14 protein-coding genes and 1 pseudogene are annotated in these 21,847 nt (G+C 63.0%); 7 read left to right on the top strand and 8 right to left on the bottom strand.

The window, feature by feature from the left end:
- The first annotated feature begins 16 nt into the window (after window positions 1–16).
- Window positions 17–1,357 carry a S1 family peptidase gene (locus ACBG85_RS06655; RefSeq protein WP_054187118.1) on the top strand — a complete coding sequence of 447 codons (1,341 nt, stop codon included), beginning with the start codon at window positions 17–19 and terminating at the stop codon, window positions 1,355–1,357.
- Window positions 1,358–1,582: 225 nt separating this feature from the next.
- Window positions 1,583–2,893, top strand: coding sequence for a S1 family peptidase (locus ACBG85_RS06650; protein WP_054187117.1), 1,311 nt, complete (start codon window positions 1,583–1,585; stop codon window positions 2,891–2,893).
- Window positions 2,894–2,972: 79 nt separating this feature from the next.
- Here ACBG85_RS06650 and ACBG85_RS06645 read toward each other — a convergent pair whose 3' ends face one another.
- Complete coding sequence (locus tag ACBG85_RS06645) at window positions 2,973–3,623, bottom strand: ammonium transporter (protein WP_372026631.1); 651 nt, start codon at window positions 3,621–3,623, stop codon at window positions 2,973–2,975.
- Window positions 3,624–3,982: 359 nt separating this feature from the next.
- Here ACBG85_RS06645 and ACBG85_RS06640 point away from each other — a divergent pair, with 359 nt between their 5' ends.
- Window positions 3,983–7,138 (top strand): heterodisulfide reductase-related iron-sulfur binding cluster, encoded by a 3,156-nt coding sequence (locus ACBG85_RS06640; RefSeq protein WP_372026629.1) that lies wholly within the window; start codon window positions 3,983–3,985, stop codon window positions 7,136–7,138.
- A 173-nt stretch (window positions 7,139–7,311) separates the two neighbouring features.
- Here the strand turns inward: ACBG85_RS06640 and ACBG85_RS06635 are convergent.
- Together ACBG85_RS06635 and ACBG85_RS06630 are read right to left on the bottom strand one after the other, a co-directional pair.
- Window positions 7,312–7,767, bottom strand: a pseudogene (locus ACBG85_RS06635) (hypothetical protein).
- A gap of 75 nt (window positions 7,768–7,842) precedes the next feature.
- Window positions 7,843–8,964, bottom strand: coding sequence for a DUF6745 domain-containing protein (locus tag ACBG85_RS06630; protein WP_372026626.1), 1,122 nt, complete (start codon window positions 8,962–8,964; stop codon window positions 7,843–7,845).
- 245 nt (window positions 8,965–9,209) lie between these two features.
- On the opposite strand from ACBG85_RS06630, the gene ACBG85_RS06625 reads away from it, so the two are divergent.
- Window positions 9,210–10,142, top strand: coding sequence for a hypothetical protein (locus ACBG85_RS06625; protein WP_372026624.1), 933 nt, complete (start codon window positions 9,210–9,212; stop codon window positions 10,140–10,142).
- Here ACBG85_RS06625 and ACBG85_RS06620 read toward each other — a convergent pair.
- Window positions 10,132–12,072 (bottom strand): prolyl oligopeptidase family serine peptidase, encoded by a 1,941-nt coding sequence (locus tag ACBG85_RS06620; protein WP_372026622.1) that lies wholly within the window; start codon window positions 12,070–12,072, stop codon window positions 10,132–10,134. The genes ACBG85_RS06625 and ACBG85_RS06620 overlap by 11 nt on opposite strands.
- A 76-nt stretch (window positions 12,073–12,148) precedes the next feature.
- Here ACBG85_RS06620 and ACBG85_RS06615 point away from each other — a divergent pair, with 76 nt between their 5' ends.
- Together ACBG85_RS06615 and ACBG85_RS06610 are read left to right on the top strand one after the other, a co-directional pair.
- Window positions 12,149–13,402 (top strand): pyridoxal phosphate-dependent aminotransferase, encoded by a 1,254-nt coding sequence (locus tag ACBG85_RS06615; RefSeq protein ID WP_003943683.1) that lies wholly within the window; start codon window positions 12,149–12,151, stop codon window positions 13,400–13,402.
- 509 nt (window positions 13,403–13,911) lie between these two features.
- Complete coding sequence (locus ACBG85_RS06610; protein ID WP_065456010.1) at window positions 13,912–15,174, top strand: YibE/F family protein; 1,263 nt, start codon at window positions 13,912–13,914, stop codon at window positions 15,172–15,174.
- Window positions 15,175–15,183: 9 nt separating this feature from the next.
- Here ACBG85_RS06610 and ACBG85_RS06605 read toward each other — a convergent pair whose 3' ends face one another.
- Both ACBG85_RS06605 and ACBG85_RS06600 read right to left on the bottom strand, forming a co-directional pair.
- The gene (locus ACBG85_RS06605) at window positions 15,184–16,860 is read right to left on the bottom strand and encodes an Hsp70 family protein (protein ID WP_207624485.1); all 1,677 of its coding nucleotides are present in this window, start codon (window positions 16,858–16,860) and stop codon (window positions 15,184–15,186) included.
- Between the two features lie 149 nt (window positions 16,861–17,009).
- The gene (locus ACBG85_RS06600; RefSeq protein ID WP_054187546.1) at window positions 17,010–18,329 is read right to left on the bottom strand and encodes a UDP-glucose/GDP-mannose dehydrogenase family protein; all 1,320 of its coding nucleotides are present in this window, start codon (window positions 18,327–18,329) and stop codon (window positions 17,010–17,012) included.
- Window positions 18,330–18,437: 108 nt separating this feature from the next.
- Here ACBG85_RS06600 and ACBG85_RS06595 point away from each other — a divergent pair, with 108 nt between their 5' ends.
- Window positions 18,438–18,962 (top strand): protein-tyrosine-phosphatase, encoded by a 525-nt coding sequence (locus ACBG85_RS06595; protein WP_058038968.1) that lies wholly within the window; start codon window positions 18,438–18,440, stop codon window positions 18,960–18,962.
- On the opposite strand, the gene ACBG85_RS06590 is transcribed toward ACBG85_RS06595, so the two are convergent.
- Window positions 18,934–20,358, bottom strand: a complete 1,425-nt coding sequence (locus tag ACBG85_RS06590; protein WP_064074620.1) for a polysaccharide biosynthesis tyrosine autokinase — start codon at window positions 20,356–20,358, stop codon at window positions 18,934–18,936. The two genes, ACBG85_RS06595 and ACBG85_RS06590, sit on opposite strands and share 29 nt — an antisense overlap.
- 130 nt (window positions 20,359–20,488) lie before the next feature.
- Entirely contained in the window at window positions 20,489–21,814 is a 1,326-nt protein-coding gene (locus ACBG85_RS06585; protein ID WP_165639189.1) for a UDP-glucose/GDP-mannose dehydrogenase family protein, read from the bottom strand.
- Window positions 21,815–21,847: the final 33 nt, after the last annotated feature.

Here is a 21,847-nt window from a genome sequence, read left to right as displayed (position 1 = left end):
GACTTGAAGGGATTTCATGCGTAACTCGTTGGCGATCCGCACCGCTGTGGTCGGCGCCTCGGCACTACTGCTCGCAGCTCCATTCACCACGACGGCATCGGCAGAGCCCGCCTCCGACACGCATGTCGAACAGCTCGGGGCAGATCAGCTTCCGGCTGAGCTGATCGAGGCGATCACACGCGATCTGAAGATCTCCCCACAGGAGTATCTGGACCGCGCTGCCAAAGCTCAGGAACTCGGTGCATACGCCCAGGAATTCAAGTCCGAGCGCCCTGGCGACTACGCCGGCTCGTGGATGGGACTCGACGGTCAACCCGTCGTAGCCGTCACCACCACCGAAGCTGCACGCATCGCGGCCGACGACGGTTACCGCACGCACGTCGCCCCCGTCTCCGCCGACACCCTCGAGAAGACGCTGGCCGACGTCAACGGATGGATTGCCGGGCTGCCCAAGGAAATCTCACGCGCAGTCAATTCGGCGACTATCGACGTCCTGAACAACCAGGTCGTCATCGACGTCGCGAACAGCCCCGTCGGGCAGGCGCTCAATCTTCCGACCCTGCTCGAGAACACCAAGATCGTTCTCAGCCCGGACGGTGGCGGATCGGTTGATCCCGGAGCACTCGGCGGCGACACCTACATCACGTCGACAGGCCCCATTCGCGAGACACCGACCGAGAACATCTCGGTCTGCTCGTTCGGGTTCAACGCCGTCGACGATCAGAACAATGCTCTCAATATCAGTGCCGGACACTGCAATCCGGCCGAGGGTTCGAAGTCGCCCGTCTACCTGCCGAATCACGCGAACGTCGACGACAGTCAGTTGATCGGAGCATTCTCACAGTCTTCCGTCGGCAACAACGCCGGCGATCTCGATTACTCGGTCATCAAGTTCGACCAGTCCGGCATCGACGCGGGCCTCGACCGTGCTGCCGTCCGCGGTGCCAACGGGACCACCCTCGCGATCACCGGAACAGCACGTCCCGTGATCGGCGCTCCCATCTGCAAGTCCGGCCAGACGTCGTCCTTCACCTGTGGTGTCGTGGCAGCCGATCGCGTCGAAACTCAACTGGTCATGGCGGACGGTGATTCACGAACCGTTCGCGGATTCGCCGGCACCGCGTGCACCCTCGCCGGGGACAGTGGCGGCGCCATCGTCTCCGGAACCTTGGCTCTGGGCATCACCAGCGGCTCCAACAGCAGCGGAGCACCCAGTTGCAACGAAGCGAACCTGGTACTGGCGACCTCCGGTGGAACCTCGAATCTGGGTATTCCGGTCGGAGACATCCTCGACGCGGCAGATCGCGCTTCCGGTGGCGGTGTCGGTGCCGGAATCCGCGTCCGCACTGCAGGTTGACCAACCACTGATTCACACACTGTGCCCGCCGATCCGTTTCGCGATCGGCGGGCACAGTGCTGTTGTCGGTCGGGGTCAGCGCTGTCTGCTCATGTAACGGGTGGGAATAGCGCGTTCGAACCCATATAGTCATGGTCGACTGTGATCGGCTCACCACAAGTCCGTGAGCCGTATCCGTGTGCTCCCAGGGGGGTGGTACGCGGTCAACGAAGTGGAAAGGCCCACATGCGAAGCTCCATCGCACGTCGCGCCGCAGTGTTCGGTTCGGCCGCGCTGCTGCTCCTCGGACCGATCACCGCGGTCGCGAACGCAGAACCGAACGAATCCGGGGTATCCGATCAGGCAGCCCATCTGCCCGTCGAACTCGCCGAAGCCCTACAGCACGACTTGGCGCTGACGCCCGACCAGTTCGTCTCGCGTTCCGAACTCGCGCAGAAGCTCGCGGAGTTCGCCGCCATCGCGCGCGTCCAGTTTCCCGACTCTTTTGCCGGAGTGTGGCTCGACGACCTCGGCAAGGGCATCGTCGCTCTCGCTGACGGTCGCGACAAGGATGCTGCCCGCGAGGCCGCCGAGAAGGCCGGTTTCGAGGTCAAGGACGTCGCGCAGAGCGAGCAGGCTCTGCAAGGTCAACTCTCGGCACTCAACACCTGGCTCGATTCGCAGCCTGCCGAGGTCGCAGACCTCGTGCGTGGCATCGCCGTCGACGTCGTCGGCAACGGAGTCGCCCTCACGGCCGATCCTGCCGCCGGCATCGAATTGCCTGAATTCCTGAAGCGGACCGTCGTCCATACCGCTGCTCCGCTACTGGTTCCCCCGATCGTCGCGGACCTCATCCCCGCAACCGGATCCGCAACCGGCGACGCAGCACTGGGCGGAGACGCCTTCGGCGCAACCTCCGGTAACACAGGACTGCGTTGTTCATTCGGCTTCAACGGCACCGACGGTTCAGGACGCACAGTCAACATCAGCGCCGGTCACTGCGATCCCAATCGCGCCGCTGCCGGCACCTCGAACTCCAGCCAGGTCTTCCCAATGGTGAACAACCAGACCGGGCCCCGCGTCGGGTACTTCGCCAAGAGCAGCTTCGACGGGCGCGACTACTCGATCATCAACATCGACGACAACGCGAAGTACCGCTTCGAGAACAACAGCGTGCGGGTCCCGTTCAACCGCTCGGTCAACATCACCGGTACCGCCGATCCTGTCGTGGGCGCCCCGGTCTGCAAGGCAGGATCGACCACAGGCTTCAGCTGCGGCGTCGTCACCGGCGTCAACCGCGTCGCAAAGGTTTTGGATCACACCCTCGACAACGGCTTCACCACCAACATCTGCGTCCTGCAGGGTGACAGCGGTGGCCCGATCGTCTCCGGAACGTTGGCAGTGGGCATCACGAGTGCGTCCAACGTCGCCACCTCTCCCCTGTGCGAGATCGCTCAGGCAGAGACACTGTTCGGGCAAGAAGCCCCGACCCAGTACGCGACGCCGATCAACGACATCCTCGCCGCCAACCCAGGCCTGAAGGTTCGCGACTACTGATCACACGCATTACTCGAGACAGCAAAACGGGCGCCACACCTTCTGAAGGTGTGGCGCCCGTTTCGGCGTTCGTGACGTTCTACTGGAAGAGAGTTGTTCCAGCCGGAGCGTTCAGAACCTTGATCAGGTCCAAGCCCGCGACGACGGCAGTTCCGCCGCCGGCGAGGATGGTACCGGCGACTCCACCGATACCGGCCCCTGTGACCATGCCGGGCAGGCAGCCGACGACCAGGCCGGGCAGACCCACGATGCAACCGATGACCGCCCCGACGATCGTGCCGGTGAGGCTACCGATCTGCGTGGCAAGCCCGAGCTGTGACTGGAACTTCTCGATTGCCTTCTGATCCTCGTCAGGCGAAGCAACCGGGGTGAACTCGGCAGCGACCGGCTTCGGCTTGGAGCTGGCCTGGTCCAGGTTCGGCTTGAGGGTGAGGGTCTTGCCGTCCTCACTGACGGTCTCGTCGAACGGGAACTGAACGTCGCCGAGGTTGAACGCGAGCGGAAGGCTCACGAGAGTTGCGCCCTGGCTGTTCTGCAAGTCGACGTGAGTTCCGTCGCCCGAGACCCGGAATGCTCCGGCGTCGATGGTGGTGACAACGGCCTGGTCGACGACCTCGGCGGTGTACGAAACGTCGGGTGACGTCTCCGGAGCTGCGTAAGAAGTACCTGCAGCGATGCCCGTAGCGGCAATGGTCATCGCTGCGACGGCCGCAGCTTTTCGAATGAACATTTTTGATCCTCCCCGGGATCGGGCGGGCGTCAGTCGATGACTCACACCACCCGTTTCCCCTGTGCGTGACGGGCGTAACGATAACAGCCGGTCGGTTGTTCTCACCTGCTCGGAACCCGACTTAGGGCTGCCTGACAGATGGACACCTGACGGGCACCGCCTAACGTGACGACCAGACATGTCTGCGTCTGGCCCAGCCCGTCCGACGCAGAAGATCGATCTCTCCAGGCCACGAGCGGTTACCAGCCGGTACCTACAGGCTGGTAATGCTAGTTACTGGCGGGTAACATAACGCAGGTTAGTATCAGTGGGCTGTCCCGAGGTGGCCGACGCGTCGCCCTGAAACGAAAGGCCGCGACATGAATGCCCTGACGATTACGTTGGGCACGATTGGTGCTCTGCTGAGCTTGGTGTGTTGGTACATCTTCCTCTCAGGCGCGCTGAGGATGTTCAACACCGTGCGCATCGGCCAGTCGGCACCCGATCGATGGCGCCCGTTCTTCCCTCGCTTCAAGCAGATGATCATCGAGTTCATCGCGCACACGCGCATGAACAAGTTCCGCAGCGTCGGCTGGGCCCACTGGCTCGTCATGGTCGGCTTCCTCGGTGGGTTCCTGCTGTGGTTCGAGGCCTACGGCCAGACGTTCAACCCCGAATTCCACTGGCCCATCTTCGGTAACACGTGGGCGTGGCACCTGTGGGACGAGATCCTCGGCCTGGGCACCGTCATCGGTATCACCACGCTGATCGTGATCCGTCAGCTCAACCACCCGCGTCTGCCCGCGCGCCTGTCCCGTTTCGGCGGCTCCAACTTCAAGGCTGCCTACGTCATCGAAGGCATCGTCCTGCTCGAGGGCCTGGGCATGATCATGGTCAAGGCAGGCAAGATCGCGACCTACGGTCACGCCAACCCGTGGACCGACTTCTTCACCATGCAGGTCGCGAAACTGCTTCCCGCCAGCCCCGTCATGATCTCGGTGTTCGCATTCGTGAAGCTGATGACCGGCATGATCTGGCTCGCGATCGTGGGCCGCAACATCACCTGGGGCGTCGCGTGGCACCGCTTCTCGGCGTTCTTCAACATCTACTTCAAGCGTGAAGACGACGGCACCGTCGCCCTCGGCGCGGCAAAGCCCATGATGTCCAAGGGCAAAGTCCTGACGATGGAGAACGTCGACCCCGACACCGACACTCTCGGCGCCGGAAACATCGAAGACTTCTCCTGGAAGGGCTGGCTCGACTTCACCACCTGCACCGAGTGCGGTCGTTGCCAGTCCCAGTGCCCCGCGTGGAACACCGGAAAGCCGCTCTCTCCCAAGCTGCTCATCATGTCGCTGCGTGACCACGGCTACGCCAAGGCCCCGTACCTGCTCGCTGGTGGACGCAAGGACATGGGCGGCGACGAGATCGGTCTCGTCGACAGCGAAGGCAATGTCAAGGAAGGCGCCCTCGCAGCCATCCCCGAGGCGGCACGCCTCGAGGCCGACCGCAAGCTCGTCGGTGAAACCGTCGAAGGCGAGATGGCCCCGGTCATCGACGCCGAAACCTTGTGGAGCTGCACCAACTGCGGCGCCTGCGTCGAACAGTGCCCCGTCGACATCGAACACGTCGACCACATCATCGACATGCGTCGCTACCAGGTCCTGATCGAATCGGAGTTCCCCTCCGAGCTCGCCGGCCTGTTCAAGAACCTCGAGAACAAGGGCAACCCCTGGGGTCAGAACTCCAAGGACCGTCTCAACTGGATCAACGAGATGGACTTCGAGATCCCTGTCTTCGGCAAGGACGCCGACAGCTTCGAGGACTACGAGTACCTCTTCTGGGTCGGCTGCGCCGGCGCCTACGAAGACCGTGCCAAGAAGACCACCAAGGCTGTCGCCGAACTCCTCGCCACCGCGGGAGTGAAGTTCATGGTCCTCGGCGCCGACGAAACCTGCACCGGCGACTCCGCACGTCGTGCCGGCAACGAGTTCTTGTTCCAGCAGCTCGCGATGCAGAACATCGAGATGCTCAATTCGGTCTTCGACGGTATCGAGCAGAAGAAGCGCAAGATCGTCGTCACCTGTGCGCACTGCTTCAACGCCCTCGGCAACGAGTACCCGGAGGTGGGCGGCGACTACGAGGTCGTGCACCACACTCAGCTGCTCAACCGTCTGGTGCGCCAGAAGAAGCTGATCCCGGTTGCGTCCGTGAGCGAAGACGTCACCTACCACGACCCGTGCTTCCTCGGACGCCACAACAAGGTTTACGACGCTCCCCGTGAACTCATGGAAGCCTCAGGCTCCAAGCTCGTCGAAATGCCGCGTCACGGCGAACGTTCCATGTGCTGTGGTGCCGGTGGTGCTCGCATGTGGATGGAAGAGAACATCGGCAAGCGCATCAACGTCGACCGCGTCGACGAAGCGCTCTCCACCAACCCCAAGAAGATCGCCACGGGTTGCCCGTTCTGCCGCGTCATGCTCACCGACGGCGTCACTGCCCGCCAGGAGCAAGGCCAGGGCGAAGGCGTCGAGGTCGTCGACGTCGCGCAGCTGATGCTGAACTCCGTCACTCGTCTCGATCCCGCCCAGCTCGGCGAGAACATCAAGGTGATCCCACGCGAGAAGGCACCGGTCGCTGCTGAGGCAAAGGCTGAGACCGTCGAGCAGGATCGGGTCGCCGAAGTCGAGGAAGCTGCCGCGACTCCGGAAGCCAAGGCTGCACCGGCAGGCAAGGGTCTGGCCATGAAGGGCCTCGCCAAAGCACCAGGTGCAAAAGCTCCCGGTGCCAAGGCACCCGGCAAGGGGCTCGGAATGGCCGGCGGGGCAAAGGCTCCCGGCGCCAAGAAAGCGGCTCCCGCCGCAAGCGCGGAAGCTCCCGCTGACGAAGCTGCTGCACCGGCAGCACCTGTCGCAAAGCCCAAGGGTCTCGGCTTGGCAGGCGGGGCCAAGGCTCCCGGCGGCAAGGGACTGCAGATGAAGGGCGCCGCCAAGGCACCCGGAGCAAAGGCCGCTGCCGCGCCGGCAGCGGAAGCTCCGACTGCTGAGGCTGCTGCACCCGAAGCTGCTGCACCCGTCGCCAAGCCGAAGGGTCTGGGCCTGGCGTCCGGCGCCAAGGCACCCGGCGGCAAGGGACTGCAGATGAAGGGTGGGGCCAAGGCTCCTGGTGCAAAGGCTGCTCCTGCTTCTGAAGCACCTGCTGCTGCTCCGGCAGAGGCTCCGGCTGCACCGGCAGAGGCTCCGGCCGCCGAGGCGGAAGCCCCGAAGGCTCCGCCTGCTGCCAAGGCCGGCGGACTCGGATTCAAGTCGGGCGCAAAGGCTCCCGGTGCCCGGAAGGCAGCTCCCGCTGCGGCCCCGGCGCCGGCTGCAGAGGCCCCGGCTCCCGAGGCCGAACCTGTGAAGGCAGAACCCGCTGAAGCGCCTGCTGAGGCGTCCGCACCCGCGGAAGCTCCGGCGCCTGCTGCCGCGCCGCCCGCCCCCAAGGCAGGCGGACTCGGATTCAAGGCCGGCGCGAAGGCTCCTGGCCGCAAGAAGTAAGCGCACCACACGCGAATGCCCTCACCGTCACGGTGAGGGCATTCGTGTTTGTGCGGGAGCCTTTGCCGACCGAGCACCCTTTCCCTCGACCCGACACACCGTCCAGCACACGGAAACCGGTGCTCGCCCTGTGCAAGTGGTGCTCACTCCCCCGCCAACTCGAGGCCGGCGTGTCAATCGGCGACAAGCATCACCGCACCGCGCGCACGCCCGACGCCCCTTTCCTGCTGCCGGCCGATGACGTATCGTCCCGGAGCGATGCCGGTCGCGCCGTGCTCCGGGTGGATGAGGTACGCGGTCACTCGGGTGTCGAGCATGCCGAGTGCAAGGCCCCGAGCATCTTTCACCGGCGTCGACCACGTGCACTCCCCTTCGTCTGCAACCAGACTGTGGGGGTTCCCTCCCGCCGCACTTCGCAGCAGTTCCACGCCGGAGAGCGGCACTCTCACAGAGCGTGTCTATGGCAGAGGCGCCACGATATTTGCGAGCAGCGAAAACGGGACCACGATGAGATCGCCTTGCGCCTGAAGTCCGTCGATCACAGGAATGGACACTTCCTGGTCCAGGTAGTCGAAGACATCCAGGCCGGTGAGGGTGGTGAGAGCGGACAAGGTCATGTTCGAGTTCATAAGTATCACCCAGGGTTTGAGGATTGAGGGTTCGAGGATTGAGGGTTGAGGGTTCGAGGATTGAGGGTTCGGGATTCAGGTTCGACGAACGAGACGGGAATAGTCGGTACCGGTGATGCCGTATCGACGCCGATGCCCGTCGCGTTCGAGAGAACCGTTGACCGCGAGGAGAATCCGTCCACTTCGACCCCAGCCCTCCGGCGACGCGTAGAGCTGCAGCAGGCAACCGGCGTTACCGGGATCGTCGGTTTGGTCGACCAGTGTCAGGCCCGCCAGCTCGATGTAGGAATCCCAGCCGATCCGCTCGATTGCACATCGACGGATCTCGACGTTGCGCTCGTGCGCGATGCGTTCGGCGGTGGGGTCGAGCACTACCCACTCTGGAACGATCGCTCCGTGTAGAACGAACGCCGTTGTACCGTCTACGAATTCGATTGCGGGGGAATCAGAATGATGCAAGCGCCGTGCTCCCTGCGCGCTGCCCGGAATCGGTTCGGCATGTAAGGCGGTGGGTCGTTCCGCCATGATGCACACGTCGTCGAACGCCCACCACCACCCGGTCGAGTCGGCCAGTGCGGTCTGCACGTCGAGGAGTTCACGGTCTTCCGAGCGGAAAGTCGCAAGACCGAATCGATGACATGTGTCGTAGTACGCGATTCGATGTGCGTCCTGCTGCCCGTACCAGGTCACTTCCCCGGCCACCGGAGTCGACATCGTTCGTATCGCAGCTGCGACGCCGTCGAACAGCGTGGTGTGCAACGATTCCCAAATGGACGCCCTGATCAGGCGCTCCCCCTGCCGGCGTTCCATCTGCCAGCCAGTTCTCCGACATTCGATTCGCGCGTCCATGCGTCGGCGCGAAGCCGCAAACATGCTCGCGATATACCCGGAAGCGCAGTCGAGGCCGGTGCCGTCCAATGACATCTTGGTCGACAGTCCTTCGGTGACGATCAGGTCCGAACCAGCAGACGGCGACGGGACCCAGACGAACTCCGGTTTCGGGAGCCCGGAGCGTCGATACAGTTGCGCGACAGAGGCTTCTGCGGTGTTTCGATCAGCAGGACGAGTACACAATCCGCGTTCGAGCCACACGTCGCGGATCTTTTCCAGGGCCAGACTGTCTTCATCGAAGAGATTGAAGTTCTCGGGCAATGTCGCTCGATGTGATGCCGACGAGCGAATCGGTGCGGCGCTCACGAGACGGTGGCGGTGTCCGCCTTTCCTGTAGTCATAGCTGAACAGCCTGGCACGCGAACGCTCCGGACGCAAGGGTTTCCTAGAGCGCGACACCGGGAACCTGCCACCGTTTCCCCATACCGAACACCCTCTCCAGCGACGCGAAACCGGTTCGAACTGTGGACAAGTGGTGTTCACTCACGGCTATCCACACCCCCGGGGTCACGGCTTCCTTTCCAGCGCCGCGCACAGCAAGATCGATCGACATGGGGGAACAGACACATATCATCCGCAGGCCGGACCAACTGTCGATCGGTCGCACCGATGCCGAGATCCGACAGGCCTGCGCTAGTGGAACCTGGGCCAGAATCCATCGTGGTGCGTACGTGGACAGCGGCCACCTGTCCCGCCTCGACGCATACGGACGACATCGATTACGGGCAGAGGCCGTGGCCTGCGCCGCTTCACCCGGTGCCACTGTCAGCCACGTCTCGGCTGCGGTTCTGCACGGTTTCGAACTCTGGAACACTCCGCTCGAGGTCGTTCACCTGTCCCGGAACCGGCGAGGTGGTGGCCGAAAGTCCGCTCGACGTCACGTGCACTCGACATGGCTGGCGGACAACGAGAGCACCGAAGTCGATGGGCTGCGCGTCACGACTCCGGCACGAACTGTTGCGGATCTCGCGAGGACACTCACTTTCGAACAGGCTCTCGTCGTGGGCAATTCAGCGTTGCACCGTTCAAGGTTGCCCAAGGACGCGGTTGCAGCATCGCTGGCACTCAGCCCGAACGATCCGCGCCATCGACATGCGCTCCACGCGCTCACCGCGATGGACTCCCGTATCGAAAGCGTCGGTGAATCACGGAGCCTCGCATTGTTCCTGCACGAACACTTACCGCTCCCCGAACCCCAGGTCGACATCCACGACGCTCGAGGGTTCGCCGGCCGCGTCGACTTCCTGTGGCGTGAGCAGCGCACCATCGGAGAGTTCGACGGCCGCATCAAGTACGGCCGACTGGTGCCCGCCGGTCGCAGCCCCGAGGACGCGCTCTGGAACGAGAAGCTCCGCGAAGACCGACTCCGTGACGCAGGGTGGGAGGTCGCGAGGTGGACGTGGGCCGACCTGTCGACCCCGTCACTGGTGGCAAGTCGGATCCTGGCGGCCTTCGCGCGCAGCCACGGGGCCGTCAGCTACTGATCGCAGGCTTCCACAGCTCGAGCGTCGGAATGCCGGGTGGAGTGAATCCGAGCACCTGCCCGTAGAAGGACAGCTCGGCGTTGCGTGAGCTGATGATGGTCGACTGCTTGCGGAATCCGTGAGATTCACCCTCGTAGGCCAGGTACGCGTGCGGAATGCCCTTGGCCACCAGAGCATCCCGGAATCGCTCCGCCTGCGAGGGTGGCACGATCGGATCGTCGAGACCCTGGAGAAGCAACACCGGGCAGTTCAACCCGTCGACGTTGTTGAGTGGAGCACGTTCCGCGTACAGGTCGGCAGATTCCGGCAGCGGGCCGATCAAACCGTCGACGTAACGCGATTCGAAATCGTGAGTTTCCTGCACGAACAGGTCCAGTTCGGCCACGCCGAAATAGGAAGCACCACAAGCGAACACGTCGGACGTCGTCAGTGCGGCCAGAACGGTCCAACCACCGGCGGATCCGCCTTCGATGGCAAGGCGGGCCGGATCGGCAAGCCCCTGCTCGGCCAACCCGTTGACGGCGGTGACGACGTCCTGCACGTCGACGACACCCCACTGACCACGCAATCGATTACGGTACTCACGTCCGTAACCGGTCGACCCGCCGTAGTTCACGTCGACGACGCCGATTCCGCGGCTGGTGAAGAAGGCGTAGACGAGGTTGAGGGCCGGTGCGACGTGCGCCGTCGGCCCACCGTGAACAAACGCGACATACGGCGGTCGTTCATCGTCGAGCCCTGTGTATCGCGGACTGCGCGGCGGATACGCAACGGCGTGAACTTCTCGCCCGTGTCCGTGAGCCACGACGGCTCGCGCTTCCGGAAGGTAGGCAGACTCGGGCAATTCTTCGACCGACGAACGGATTTCGGTGAGTTCGCCGGTACCGAGGTCCAGTTCACGTAGCGCGCCCGCCAGTTTCGCGCCTCCCGAGATGAGCAGTAACCGATCGCCGCGAACTTGCATGAGGCCGATGCTGGTGACACCCGGGGTCGCGATGTCGCGCAGTTCCCCCGACGCCGGGTCGAGTACCGCCAGCGTGTCGGTTCCGACGGTGCGTGCGGTGAGAAGGTGCCCGTTGCCGAGTTCGACGAACCAGCGCCCACCGAAGCGCCACTGCGGGCCACCGAAATCCGCGTTCACCGGGCAAATCGGGCTGATCCTGCCGCCGACGCGATAGATGTTCCACCAGCCGCTGCGATCGCTGATTGCGTAGAGTTCGTCGTCGGTGATCCACTCCGGCTGCAGGACGGACTCTTCAAGTCCGCCGATCAGCACGGAATACGCCTGAGCGACGCCGTCGACGAGTGGAGCTACCCGCAGTTCGGTACCGTCCCAGGGCATTTGCGGATGGTTCCATGCGATCCAGGCGATCTTGGTTCCACTCGGCGAAAGCCTCGGTGACGAGAGGAAGTCCGAGCCGCCGACGATCGAGCGGATGTTGCCGGAACCGTCCAGCGGAATCGCGCAGATATCGCGAGTGATCGCCCCGTCCTCCGCGTGCGCTTCCCGAACCGCCCACACCTCGCCGTTCACGATTTGCAGGTCTGCGTATCGCCACGCGGCCGGCGACGCCGGTTCGGGCGTCAGAGCCCGTGGAGTGACTCCTTCGAGGATGTACACCCGTTGATCGGAGAATTCACTGAAGACCAGTTTTCCGGACTCGGTGACCGTCCAGGCGCCACCGCCGTACTCGTGAACCCTGGTTCGCGCGTTCCACGGCGCGGGGAGGATGTCGACGGGTTGGTTGTCGAGACCAGATCGACGGATCGAGGTCCGACCACCCTCGGTCGGACGAAGTTCAGCCCACCAGATCTCGTCACCGACGTATCGTCCACCCTCGACAGGATGCCCACCTGCAGCCAGATCAGCTGCTCCGATCGGAGAAGTCCACGATCCGTACGGGGCTGCAATCTGCTCGCTGGGGGTCATCGCTCGACAATAGCCAACGGGGCGTGCGACACGGTCCCCGACAATGCACTTGCACAGTGGTGGAATCATGTAACTCGTGAGCACACCAGAACCCGTCCGCCACCGTCAGCCGCAGCGCGAGCTGGAGCAGTCGTCGAAGCTCCAGAACGTCCTGTACGAAATCCGTGGACCGGTGCACGCGCATGCCGCCCGGTTGGAGGCGGAAGGACACCGGATCCTCAAGCTCAACATCGGCAACCCGGCACCGTTCGGATTCGACGCCCCCGATGTGATCATGCGGGACATGATCGCCGCCCTGCCCTATGCACAGGGCTATTCGGAGTCGAAGGGCATTCTGTCGGCGCGGCGCGCAATCGTGACGCGTTACGAGCTGGTTCCCGGCTTCCCCGAGCTCGACGTCGACGACATCTACCTCGGCAACGGTGTTTCCGAACTGATCACGATGACCATGCAGGCCCTCCTCAACAACGGCGACGAGGTTCTGATCCCAGCACCGGACTACCCCCTGTGGACTGCGATGACGAGCTTGTCCGGAGGCACGCCCGTCCACTATCTCTGCGACGAGGCCAACGACTGGAATCCCGATATCGCCGATATCGAATCCAAGATCACCGACAAGACCAAGGCTCTCCTCGTCATCAACCCGAACAACCCCACGGGTGCGGTGTACTCGATGGAGGTTCTGCAGCAGTTGGTCGATCTGGCACGCAAGCATCAGCTTCTGCTGCTCGCCGACGAGATCTACGACAAGATCCTCTACGACGACGCCAAGCACATCTCGCTGGCAACACTTGCCCCTGATCTGCTGTGCCTGACGTTCAACGGCCTCTCGAAGGCCTACCGCGTCGCCGGCTACCGCTCCGGCTGGGTGGCGATCACGGGCCCGAAGGATCACGCGGCCGGCTTCCTCGAGGGACTCGATCTCTTGGCGTCGACCCGTCTGTGCCCCAACGTCCCCGGACAGCACGCCATTCAGGTCGCCCTCGGCGGTCACCAGAGCATCGAAGACCTGATCCTGCCCGGCGGCCGCCTGCTCGAGCAGCGCGACGTCGCTTGGGAGCGATTGAACATGATTCCGGGCGTTTCGTGTGTGAAGCCTCGCGGCGCGCTCTACGCGTTCCCTCGTCTGGATCCGAACGTCTACGAGATCCACGACGACGAGAAGTTGGTTCAGGACCTGCTTCTCCAGGAGAAGATCCTGATGGTTCAAGGCACCGGGTTCAATTGGCCGAATCACGATCACCTTCGGATCGTCACCCTTCCGTGGGCCCGAGATCTCGCCGTGGCCATCGAGCGATTCGGCAACTTCCTCACCAGTTACAAACAGTAGATTCTCACGCTGAATCCGGCTGAAATCGAGTAAACAATTCGTTGTACAAATGCCCCGTAAACGTAAAACTGCGGGGCATTTGTGCGACCTTGGTCACATTTTTCGCAAACCATGCGGTTTGATTGACTCTTTAACTATTTAGTGACCTGCCCCGATGTGAAAACGGTCCAACCGGTACGTGATTCGTTGTGAAATTGGTAGTTGGACAACGCGCCAAATCGGTTTGAAATTGGGTACATTAGTTAGCAGCACTTCGGTGCCGCGAGCACCTGGTATCCCTCCCCCCCCTGTGGATACCAGGTTGGTGGCGGGGACAACCCCCCCTGTTCCCCGCCACCCAGCTCGACCAATCCCAGTTTCACAACCCCTCATCGGTAGCACCGGTTTTCGCCGACTCTGCCTTGCAGCGACACTGCCTTTCACCGACACTGCCGTCAGAAGCTGACCATTCGCTTCGGAGCCGATAACATTGCACCGGTGCAAATCCCCAGTCCGACACTCAGTTTCCGATGAGTCACGGCCATGGCCACGGTGGCCCCATTCAGATCGGCCCCACCGCATCACGCGTCGTCATCGGGTTGCTCGTCGTCATCGGCATGGTCGTCGTCGCGGCAGCTGTCGCACTGTGGCCGGACAAGAACACCATTCCCGTCCCACTCCCCTTCCAGAATGCCGACGGCAGCTCGGTGGAAACCGAGGCGGGCACCGTCACGATGCAGGATCTCGGCGACTGCGGAAGTTCCTCCGCCGGAAGGGTATTCGTCGGTGCCCCGCAACCGCCGCCTACCTCCGCCTACCAGTGCCAGCGAAGTATCGTCGATATCGAATCCGGGCCGAATGCCGGAACGAAGACATTGCTCGAGGTCATTCCGGGCGCCGGTCAGCCGGACCTTCGCGTGGGTGACCACATTCGCCTGGTGCGTCAGACCGACCCGAACGGAAACACGCAGTACTCCTTCGAAGACTATTCGCGTGGGCTCCCGCTGGCGTTGATCGTCATCGCGTTCGCCGTCGTCATCATCGCAGTCGCACGGTGGAGAGGGCTGCGCGCACTCGTCGGCCTGGTGATCGCCTTCGGCGTAGTCGTCGGGTTTCTCCTACCCGCTCTGCTCGACGGCAAGCCTGCGATACCGGTTGCGCTGGTCGCCGGGGCGGTGATCTTGTACGCGGTTCTCTATCTGGCGCACGGGGTCTCACTCAAGACCAGTTCTGCTTTGCTTGGCACCCTTGCCGCCATGGTGCTCGCCGCGGTTCTCTCCTACCTCTGCATTGAACTGACACACCTCACCGGTTTGTCTGAAGAGCAGAACACCAATGTTCAGACCTATATCGAGCACATAGACATCACCGGCCTGCTGCTGGCGGGCTTCATCATCGGCTCGCTCGGCGTTCTCAACGACGTCACCATCACCCAGGCATCCTCGGCATTCGAGTTGGCCGAACTCGACAAGCATGCGTCCCGTCGAAAAGTCTTCGGCGGTGCGATGCGGGTCGGACGTGATCACATCGCCAGCACGGTCTACACCTTGGTTCTCGCGTACGCGGGTGGGGCGCTGCCGCTGCTACTGCTCTTCAGCGTCAGCGGGCGCCCACTTCAGGACGTCCTGGTCGGTGACGCCGTCGCAATCGAGATCGTAAGGTCCGCTGTCGGCGGAATAGCCCTGGCGCTTTCGGTTCCACTCACCACTGCCATCGCCGTGATTCTCGCCCGTCCGCCCGGTAGCGCGGTCAAGGCCGGCCCCATGTCAGGTGGCCGACACTCCAAACGCTGAAAGCGAGCCTCAGAGTCCGGGAATCGGTGGGAGGACCGGCAACAGAATCGGCGGAAGCCCCGGGATGTAGATCGCCGGCGGTGGCGGCGCGGGCGCGGGCGCGGGAGGCACGTAAGTGTCCTGCACGACTGGCGGAGCCTCGACGACCGGAGGGGCTTCCTCCGTCGTCGTCGGGGGCGGGGTCGTTGTGGTCGTAGGCGGCGGAGTAGTCGTGGTCGTCGGTGCCGTCGTGGTCACCTCGGTTGCCACGGGTCCGGCGTCCTCGGAATCAAAGACCTTTCCTCCGTAGCCCAATCCCAGCCCCACGATCACGATCGCCGCGATCACACCGGCGCCGAGGCCCGCGAACCGTAGCGGGTTTCTCGGCTCTTTGGATGTCGATTCAACGGGTTGTGTCCCGGCGAGCCAGGACGGGTGTGCGGCCCCTGCCCCGGGTGCCTCGCCTTCGTACATCGCCGAGTACGCCTGGGCGTCAACCATCACGGCCTCGGTGTCTGCGTCACGTTCTGTGCTGAATCCGTCCGTGGCCTGGTCGCTGTCGGCGACCACGAGATCTGCGGCCGGATCGAATCGTTGCTCGTGTCGGTTCGGTCGCGGCTGAGGCAGTTCCGCCGCGTAAGGGCTCGGCACCTGTTCTTGCGGAACGGACTTCGTGCCGGAAGTGACTTCGGACAAGGCATTCGGCCGCTCCGATTCCGCGAGCGTTGCGACCCCTCCGTGGCTGAACGCCTGAACCGGAACGGGTACCTCCGCCGGGGTGTGGATCGGATACGGCGCAAAGATCGGCGCTACAGCCGGAACCTGAACCGGGGCCGATACCGCGCGCGCCGATGGCGTCATCGACGATTCCGCGATCAGCGCAGCGCCTTGCGCAGTCACGAGTTCCGGCTGCTCGGGCGCGATGAGGGGGCACTCCAGCCACGCGGCGAGGGTCGCCCGCACGATCGGAATGCGTGCACCGCCACCGATCAGGAGAATCGCGTCGGGGTTACGGCCGGACGTTGCGATGACCTCTCGTATCTCGCGTGCGAAGGCCTCCACCGACGCGACGACCAACGAATCGAAAACTTCCCGCGACAGCAGGAGAAGCCCGCCGGGGCCGGGCAGGCACACCGCACTTCGTGAGGACAGCTGTTCCTTCGCGAGTCGGCATCGCGCCTGCAGTTCGGCATCGCCGCCCGGGTCGGCCGGCGTAGCTATACGGCGACGCACGGTCTGATCCGAGTAGACGAGCTCGTCGAAGTGATCTCCACTGACCCGCGTCGACCGGGCGGTGACGACGGTAGACCGCATCTGCCTGTCCACAATGCTGATCGTCGATCCAGAACTACCGATGTCGACGACGACGAGTGTGCTCTGGTCGGTCAACGCACCGGACTCCTCGAGCATTCGAAGCGTCGCGACTACTTCGGGAACCAGCTCGAAGTTGTCGATGCCCTTCTGTTCGAACGCTGTTTGGAGTGCTCCGGCCTGCGCTTGATCCCGGTAAGCGACGACCGTATTGCTGCCGAGGTCGGCATTCTCGGTCAAGGCCACGCCGGTTGCCTCCGCTGCGACTTCCTCGGGAATCTCGCGGCCTCGATCGACCGCTCTGGATCGGAACACCGGACCACTGTGGTCGGGCGTCCCCGGGCGCGCCAAACGCACAGCGCTGGCTCCCACCGTCACACCCAAAACCAAGTTCATGATCCACCTTCGTCGACCGTCGACGGGTTCCGTCACCAGACCCCGTCATTCCCCGGCCGGAAGTCTACCCACTGGGCATGGTCTGCGAGGTTCGCGCATCTCACCTAAGGCCTTCTCGCAGCTATTTTCTCGCTACCTGGACGTTCGACCTACCGCCCCAATCCGCGATAGTTCCAACCGGCGGCGCGCCACAGGTCCGGATCGAGGCAATTTCTGGCGTCAACGATCACCCGCCGCCGAACGAGTGGTTCCAAATCGGCGGGCATCAATGAGGCGAACTCGTCCCATTCAGTGGCGATCAAGACCACATCAGCATTCCTGCAAGCTTCTGACGTGGAGGTTGCGTAGTGAAGGGTGGGAAACAGTCGGCGAGAATTATCCATTGCCTTCGGATCGAAAACGGTGACCGCCGCCCCGTGCAACTGCATCATTCCTGCAACGTTGAGCGCAGGCGAATCGCGTACATCGTCGGATTCGGGCTTGAACGCGGCTCCCAGCACCGACACGTTAGCTCCCAGCAAACTGCCATCGCAGGCTGCCGTCACCAGTTCCACAGCTTTTGTCCGTCGTCGCATGTTGATGCTGTCGACCTCGCGGAGGAAGTACAGCGCCTGGTCGACACCCAACTCCCCGGCGCGTGCCATGAACGCCCGAATGTCCTTCGGCAGGCAACCACCGCCGAACCCCAAGCCCGCATTGAGGAATCGTCTACCGATCCGAGCGTCGTACCCGAGAGCGTCGGCCAACATCGTGACGTCGGCGCCGGTCGCCTCGCACACCTCCGCAATCGCATTGATGAAGGACACCTTGGTCGCGAGAAACGCATTCGCAGATCCTTTGACCAACTCGGACGTCGCCAGATCGGTCACGAGGAAGGGCACCCCCGCGTCCAGTATCTCGGCATACACCTCGCGAAGAACGCCTTCGGCGTTTCCCGGCCGGTCACGATCGATCCCCAGAACCAACCGGTCAGGGCTCAAGGTGTCCGCGATCGCGTGTCCTTCACGCAGGAACTCCGGATTCCAGGCCACCTCTACCGAGCCACCCGCCGGCGCAGTCGCTCGGAGCCGCTCGCCGAGAGCCGCTGCCGTGCCTACCGGCACCGTCGACTTCCCGACTATCAGCGAAGGCTTTCGCAACAACGGCGCCAACATGTCGATCACCGAATGAACATGACTCAGATCTGCGGCGTACTCCCCCTTCTTCTGAGGCGTCCCCACACCGACGAAATGGATGTCCGCAAAATCCGCGGCATCGGAGTAGGAAGTCGTGAACTGCAGCCGACCCGACGCCAGATTCTTCTCCAGCATGTCGGTCAGACCCGGCTCGAAGAACGGGACCTCCCCACGAGACAACTTGTCGACCTTGGACTGGTCGATGTCGACTCCCAGCACGTCGTGGCCAAGTTCGGCCATACACACTGCGTGGGTCGCCCCCAGGTATCCCGTTCCGAACACGGTCATCTTCATGTGTTGTTGGTATGCGTCCGAACTTTCCGAAACGCGTACGCCAGGTGGGCGCGAAACCAACATCGGGCGTACGACGAGTGCGTCGCGTGTGCAACCTATGCTTCTGCCATGCACGTTCTCTTCGTTTGTACGGGAAACATCTGCCGATCACCCACGGGCGAACGCCTTGCACGTGCTTATGCCGCCGAAGCCGGGGTCACCGGATTCACCGCCTCGAGTGCCGGAACCCGGGCGATGGTCGGACACCCGATCGAGCCAACTGCTGCGAGGGTTCTCGCGGGGCTCGGCGGCGACCCCACGGAGTTTCAAGCCCGACGCATGACAACAGCGCTGGCCTCGGACGCCGACCTCATTCTCACGATGACCGAAAGTCAGCGAGACAAGGTCCTGGCGATGGCTCCGGCGCGGCTCAAGCGCACGTTCACACTTCGAGAAGCCGCACGGTTGGGCTCGCTCGCAGATGCAGGAACTGTCGAGGACCTCGCCGCCGCCAGACCCCGATTTCGTGCCACCGAACCCGAGGACGTCATGGATCCGATGGGTAAGGAAGAGAACGTGTTTCACGAGATCGGACTTGAGATCGCCGATCTCCTCGGCCCGCTGCTCAGCCGACTTCGCTTCGGTGAGCGTTGAGCGCGGGCACCGCGGTCAACTGCGGTAGCGACTTGTCCGACTCATAGTAGTAGCTGTACTCGTACGCATTGCGTCCGCGAGACGGCGTCATCGTGATGACAGTGCCCAGGACGTGCGCACCCACACTCTGTAGGTTTCCGACCGCGCGCGCCAGTTGATCGCACTTCGTGGAGCCGTGTCGGGCGATCACCAGGGCACCGTCCGACATCGCGGCCAGGACCGCGGCATCCGTGACGGGTAGCAACGGCGAGGCGTCGATGATGACGTAGTCGTATCGCGCCCGCAGTTCCTCGAGAACATGTTTGGCCGTGTCCGTGCCGAGTAGTTCGCTCGGGTTCGGCGGGATCGGTCCGGAGGCGAGCACTGTCAGCCCGTCGAACTCGGTCGGCTGAAGCACATCGTCCAGCGTCGCTTGACCGGAGAGCACCGAACTGACGCCGACACTTCCGAGCAATCCCAAATACTTCGATACTCGCGGCTTCCGGAGGTCGCCTTCCATCAGGCACACTGATTTGCCGGCCTCCGCCAAGACGAGAGCGATGTTCACGGCCGTGGTCGTCTTACCTTCGGAGGGAAGCGAACTCGTGACGACGATGACACGCGGTGGATGGTCCACCTCGAGGAACTGAAGGTTGGTGCGCAACTCACGGAAGGCTTCGGCACTCACGGAACTTCCGTCACTGAAAGCGATCGCGTGATTGACTTCGACGTCCTTGTCGAACGGGATCGTGCCCACCATCGCCGAACCCGCGATCTCTTCTACAGTTCGACGATCTTTCACCGTGTTGTCGAGTCGATCACGAATCAACGCAAGCGCGATCCCCACAACCAGTCCCGCCACTGCGCCGAGCGCGAGGTTGCGCGAAGTCTTGGGTGACACCGGAACAGTCGGCTGTTGAGCCTGCTGTTCGACGACCACACGTGCAGGCGGTGTTCCGCCGTTCTCGGGTGTCTCCAGTTCCTTTGCCAATGCCACGAATTCGGATGAGAGAGTGTTCGCGATCTCGCGTGCGAGTTCCGGTGACGCGTCCTTGACTGCGAGGTCGATCAACACAGTGTCGGGCGCCGACGTCGCAGTGACCTTGGAGGCCAACTCGTCAGCCGACATCCCGCCGACCACCCTCGGTCCCAGTTCGTCGATCGTCCGCTGTGCGAGTGTTCGGCCGGTCAGGAGTTTTGTATAGGACAGAACTCGCTGCTGTGAAAGTTGACTGCCCTGCAGTGCCTCGTTGACCGAGGTACCCGCCGACGTCGAAACGAACAGCCTCGTCGAGGCCTGGTAAACGGGCGTCGAAAGAAGAGAAGCGCCAAGGGCTCCGAGGATTCCGAGCACGGTTACAGCAGCGACGATTCGCCATCTGGCTTGCAATATCTTCAGGTAGTCGACAATTTCCATCTTGATGTCTCCTTCGGCTCACGCATGTCCACTGCGGGTCTGAGCGGTCTTTGCCGGTCGGACCGCGAGGGCGAACCGGGCTTTATCAATTTCGATATAGATCAGCTGCGACGGACGAGACGTCCTGTGCTCACGGGCGTCCCAGTCCGCGGTAGTTCCAACCTGCGCCTCGCCAGTCGTCGGGGGAAAGGCAATTGCGCCCGTCGACGATCACTTTGTTGCGAACCACCGAATCGAGATCGGACGGCTGCAACTTCAAGAATTCGAGCCACTCGGTCAATACCAGGACGACGTCGGCACCTTCGCAGGCCTCCAATGCATTTGCCGAGTAGGTCAGCGTCGGGAACAGCGCGCGCGAATTGTCCATGGCCTTTGGGTCGTACACGTTCACTGCAGCACCTTGGAGCTGAATCTGACCCGCGACGTTGAGCGCCGGCGAATCACGAACGTCGTCCGAGTCCGGTTTGAACGCGGCACCCAGAACTGCGACTCTCGCACCGAGAAGCGATCCGCATGCCTCCCGCGCCAGTTCGACCATGCGTGTACGTCTGCGCATATTGATGTTGTCGACTTCGCGCAGGAACGTCAGTGCTTGGTCGGCACCGAGTTCACCGGCGCGAGCCATGAAGGCGCGGATGTCCTTCGGCAAACACCCTCCGCCGAAACCAATTCCCGCGTTGAGGAATCGACGTCCGATCCGAACGTCGTGCCCGATCGCGTCGGCGAGCACTGTGACGTCGGCGCCCGCGGCCTCGCACACTTCGGAGATGGCGTTGATGAACGAGATCTTGGTGGCCAGGAAAGCGTTCGCTGACGCTTTCACCAACTCCGCCGTCGCAAGGTCCGTGACGAGAAACGGAATCTCCTCATCGAGGAGCTCTGCATAAACTTCGCGCGCAACAGATTCCGCTCGACCGCGGACATTTCGATCGACTCCGAGCACAAGTCGGTCCGGGTGCAACGTGTCCTGGACGGCAAATCCTTCACGGAGAAACTCGGGATTCCACGCGACTTCGACGCCGTCACCGATCGGTGCCAGTTCCCGCGCGCGTTTGCCGAGCCGTTCCGCGGTGCCCACCGGTACTGTGGACTTGCCGAAGATGACCGAGGGCTTGGTGAGCAGCGGCGCCAAAGTCTCGATCACGGCATCCACGTAGACCATGTCCGCGGCGAACTCACCCTTCTTCTGCGGCGTACCGACCCCGAGGAAGAACACGACCGCAAATTCTGCGGCTTCCTCGTACGACGACGTGAACTTCAGTCGCCCTCGATCGATGTTGTTTCGTAGGACCTCGCCCAACCCTGGCTCGTAGAACGGAACTTCACCTGCTGCCAGTTTCTCCAGCTTTGCCGCATCGACATCCACTCCGAGGACCTCGTGACCGAGTTCGGCCATACAGGCCGCGTGTGTCGCGCCCAGGTATCCCGTGCCGAATACTGCTATGCGAGTGCTCATGTTGCTCGATCTGCTTTCTCGAGAGTGTGCGAA

It is taken from the genome of Rhodococcus sp. NyZ502 (assembly GCF_041464245.1).
Classification (GTDB): Bacteria; Actinomycetota; Actinomycetes; order Mycobacteriales; family Mycobacteriaceae; genus Rhodococcus_F; species Rhodococcus_F qingshengii.
This window is presented reverse-complemented; position numbering and strand designations above follow the sequence as displayed.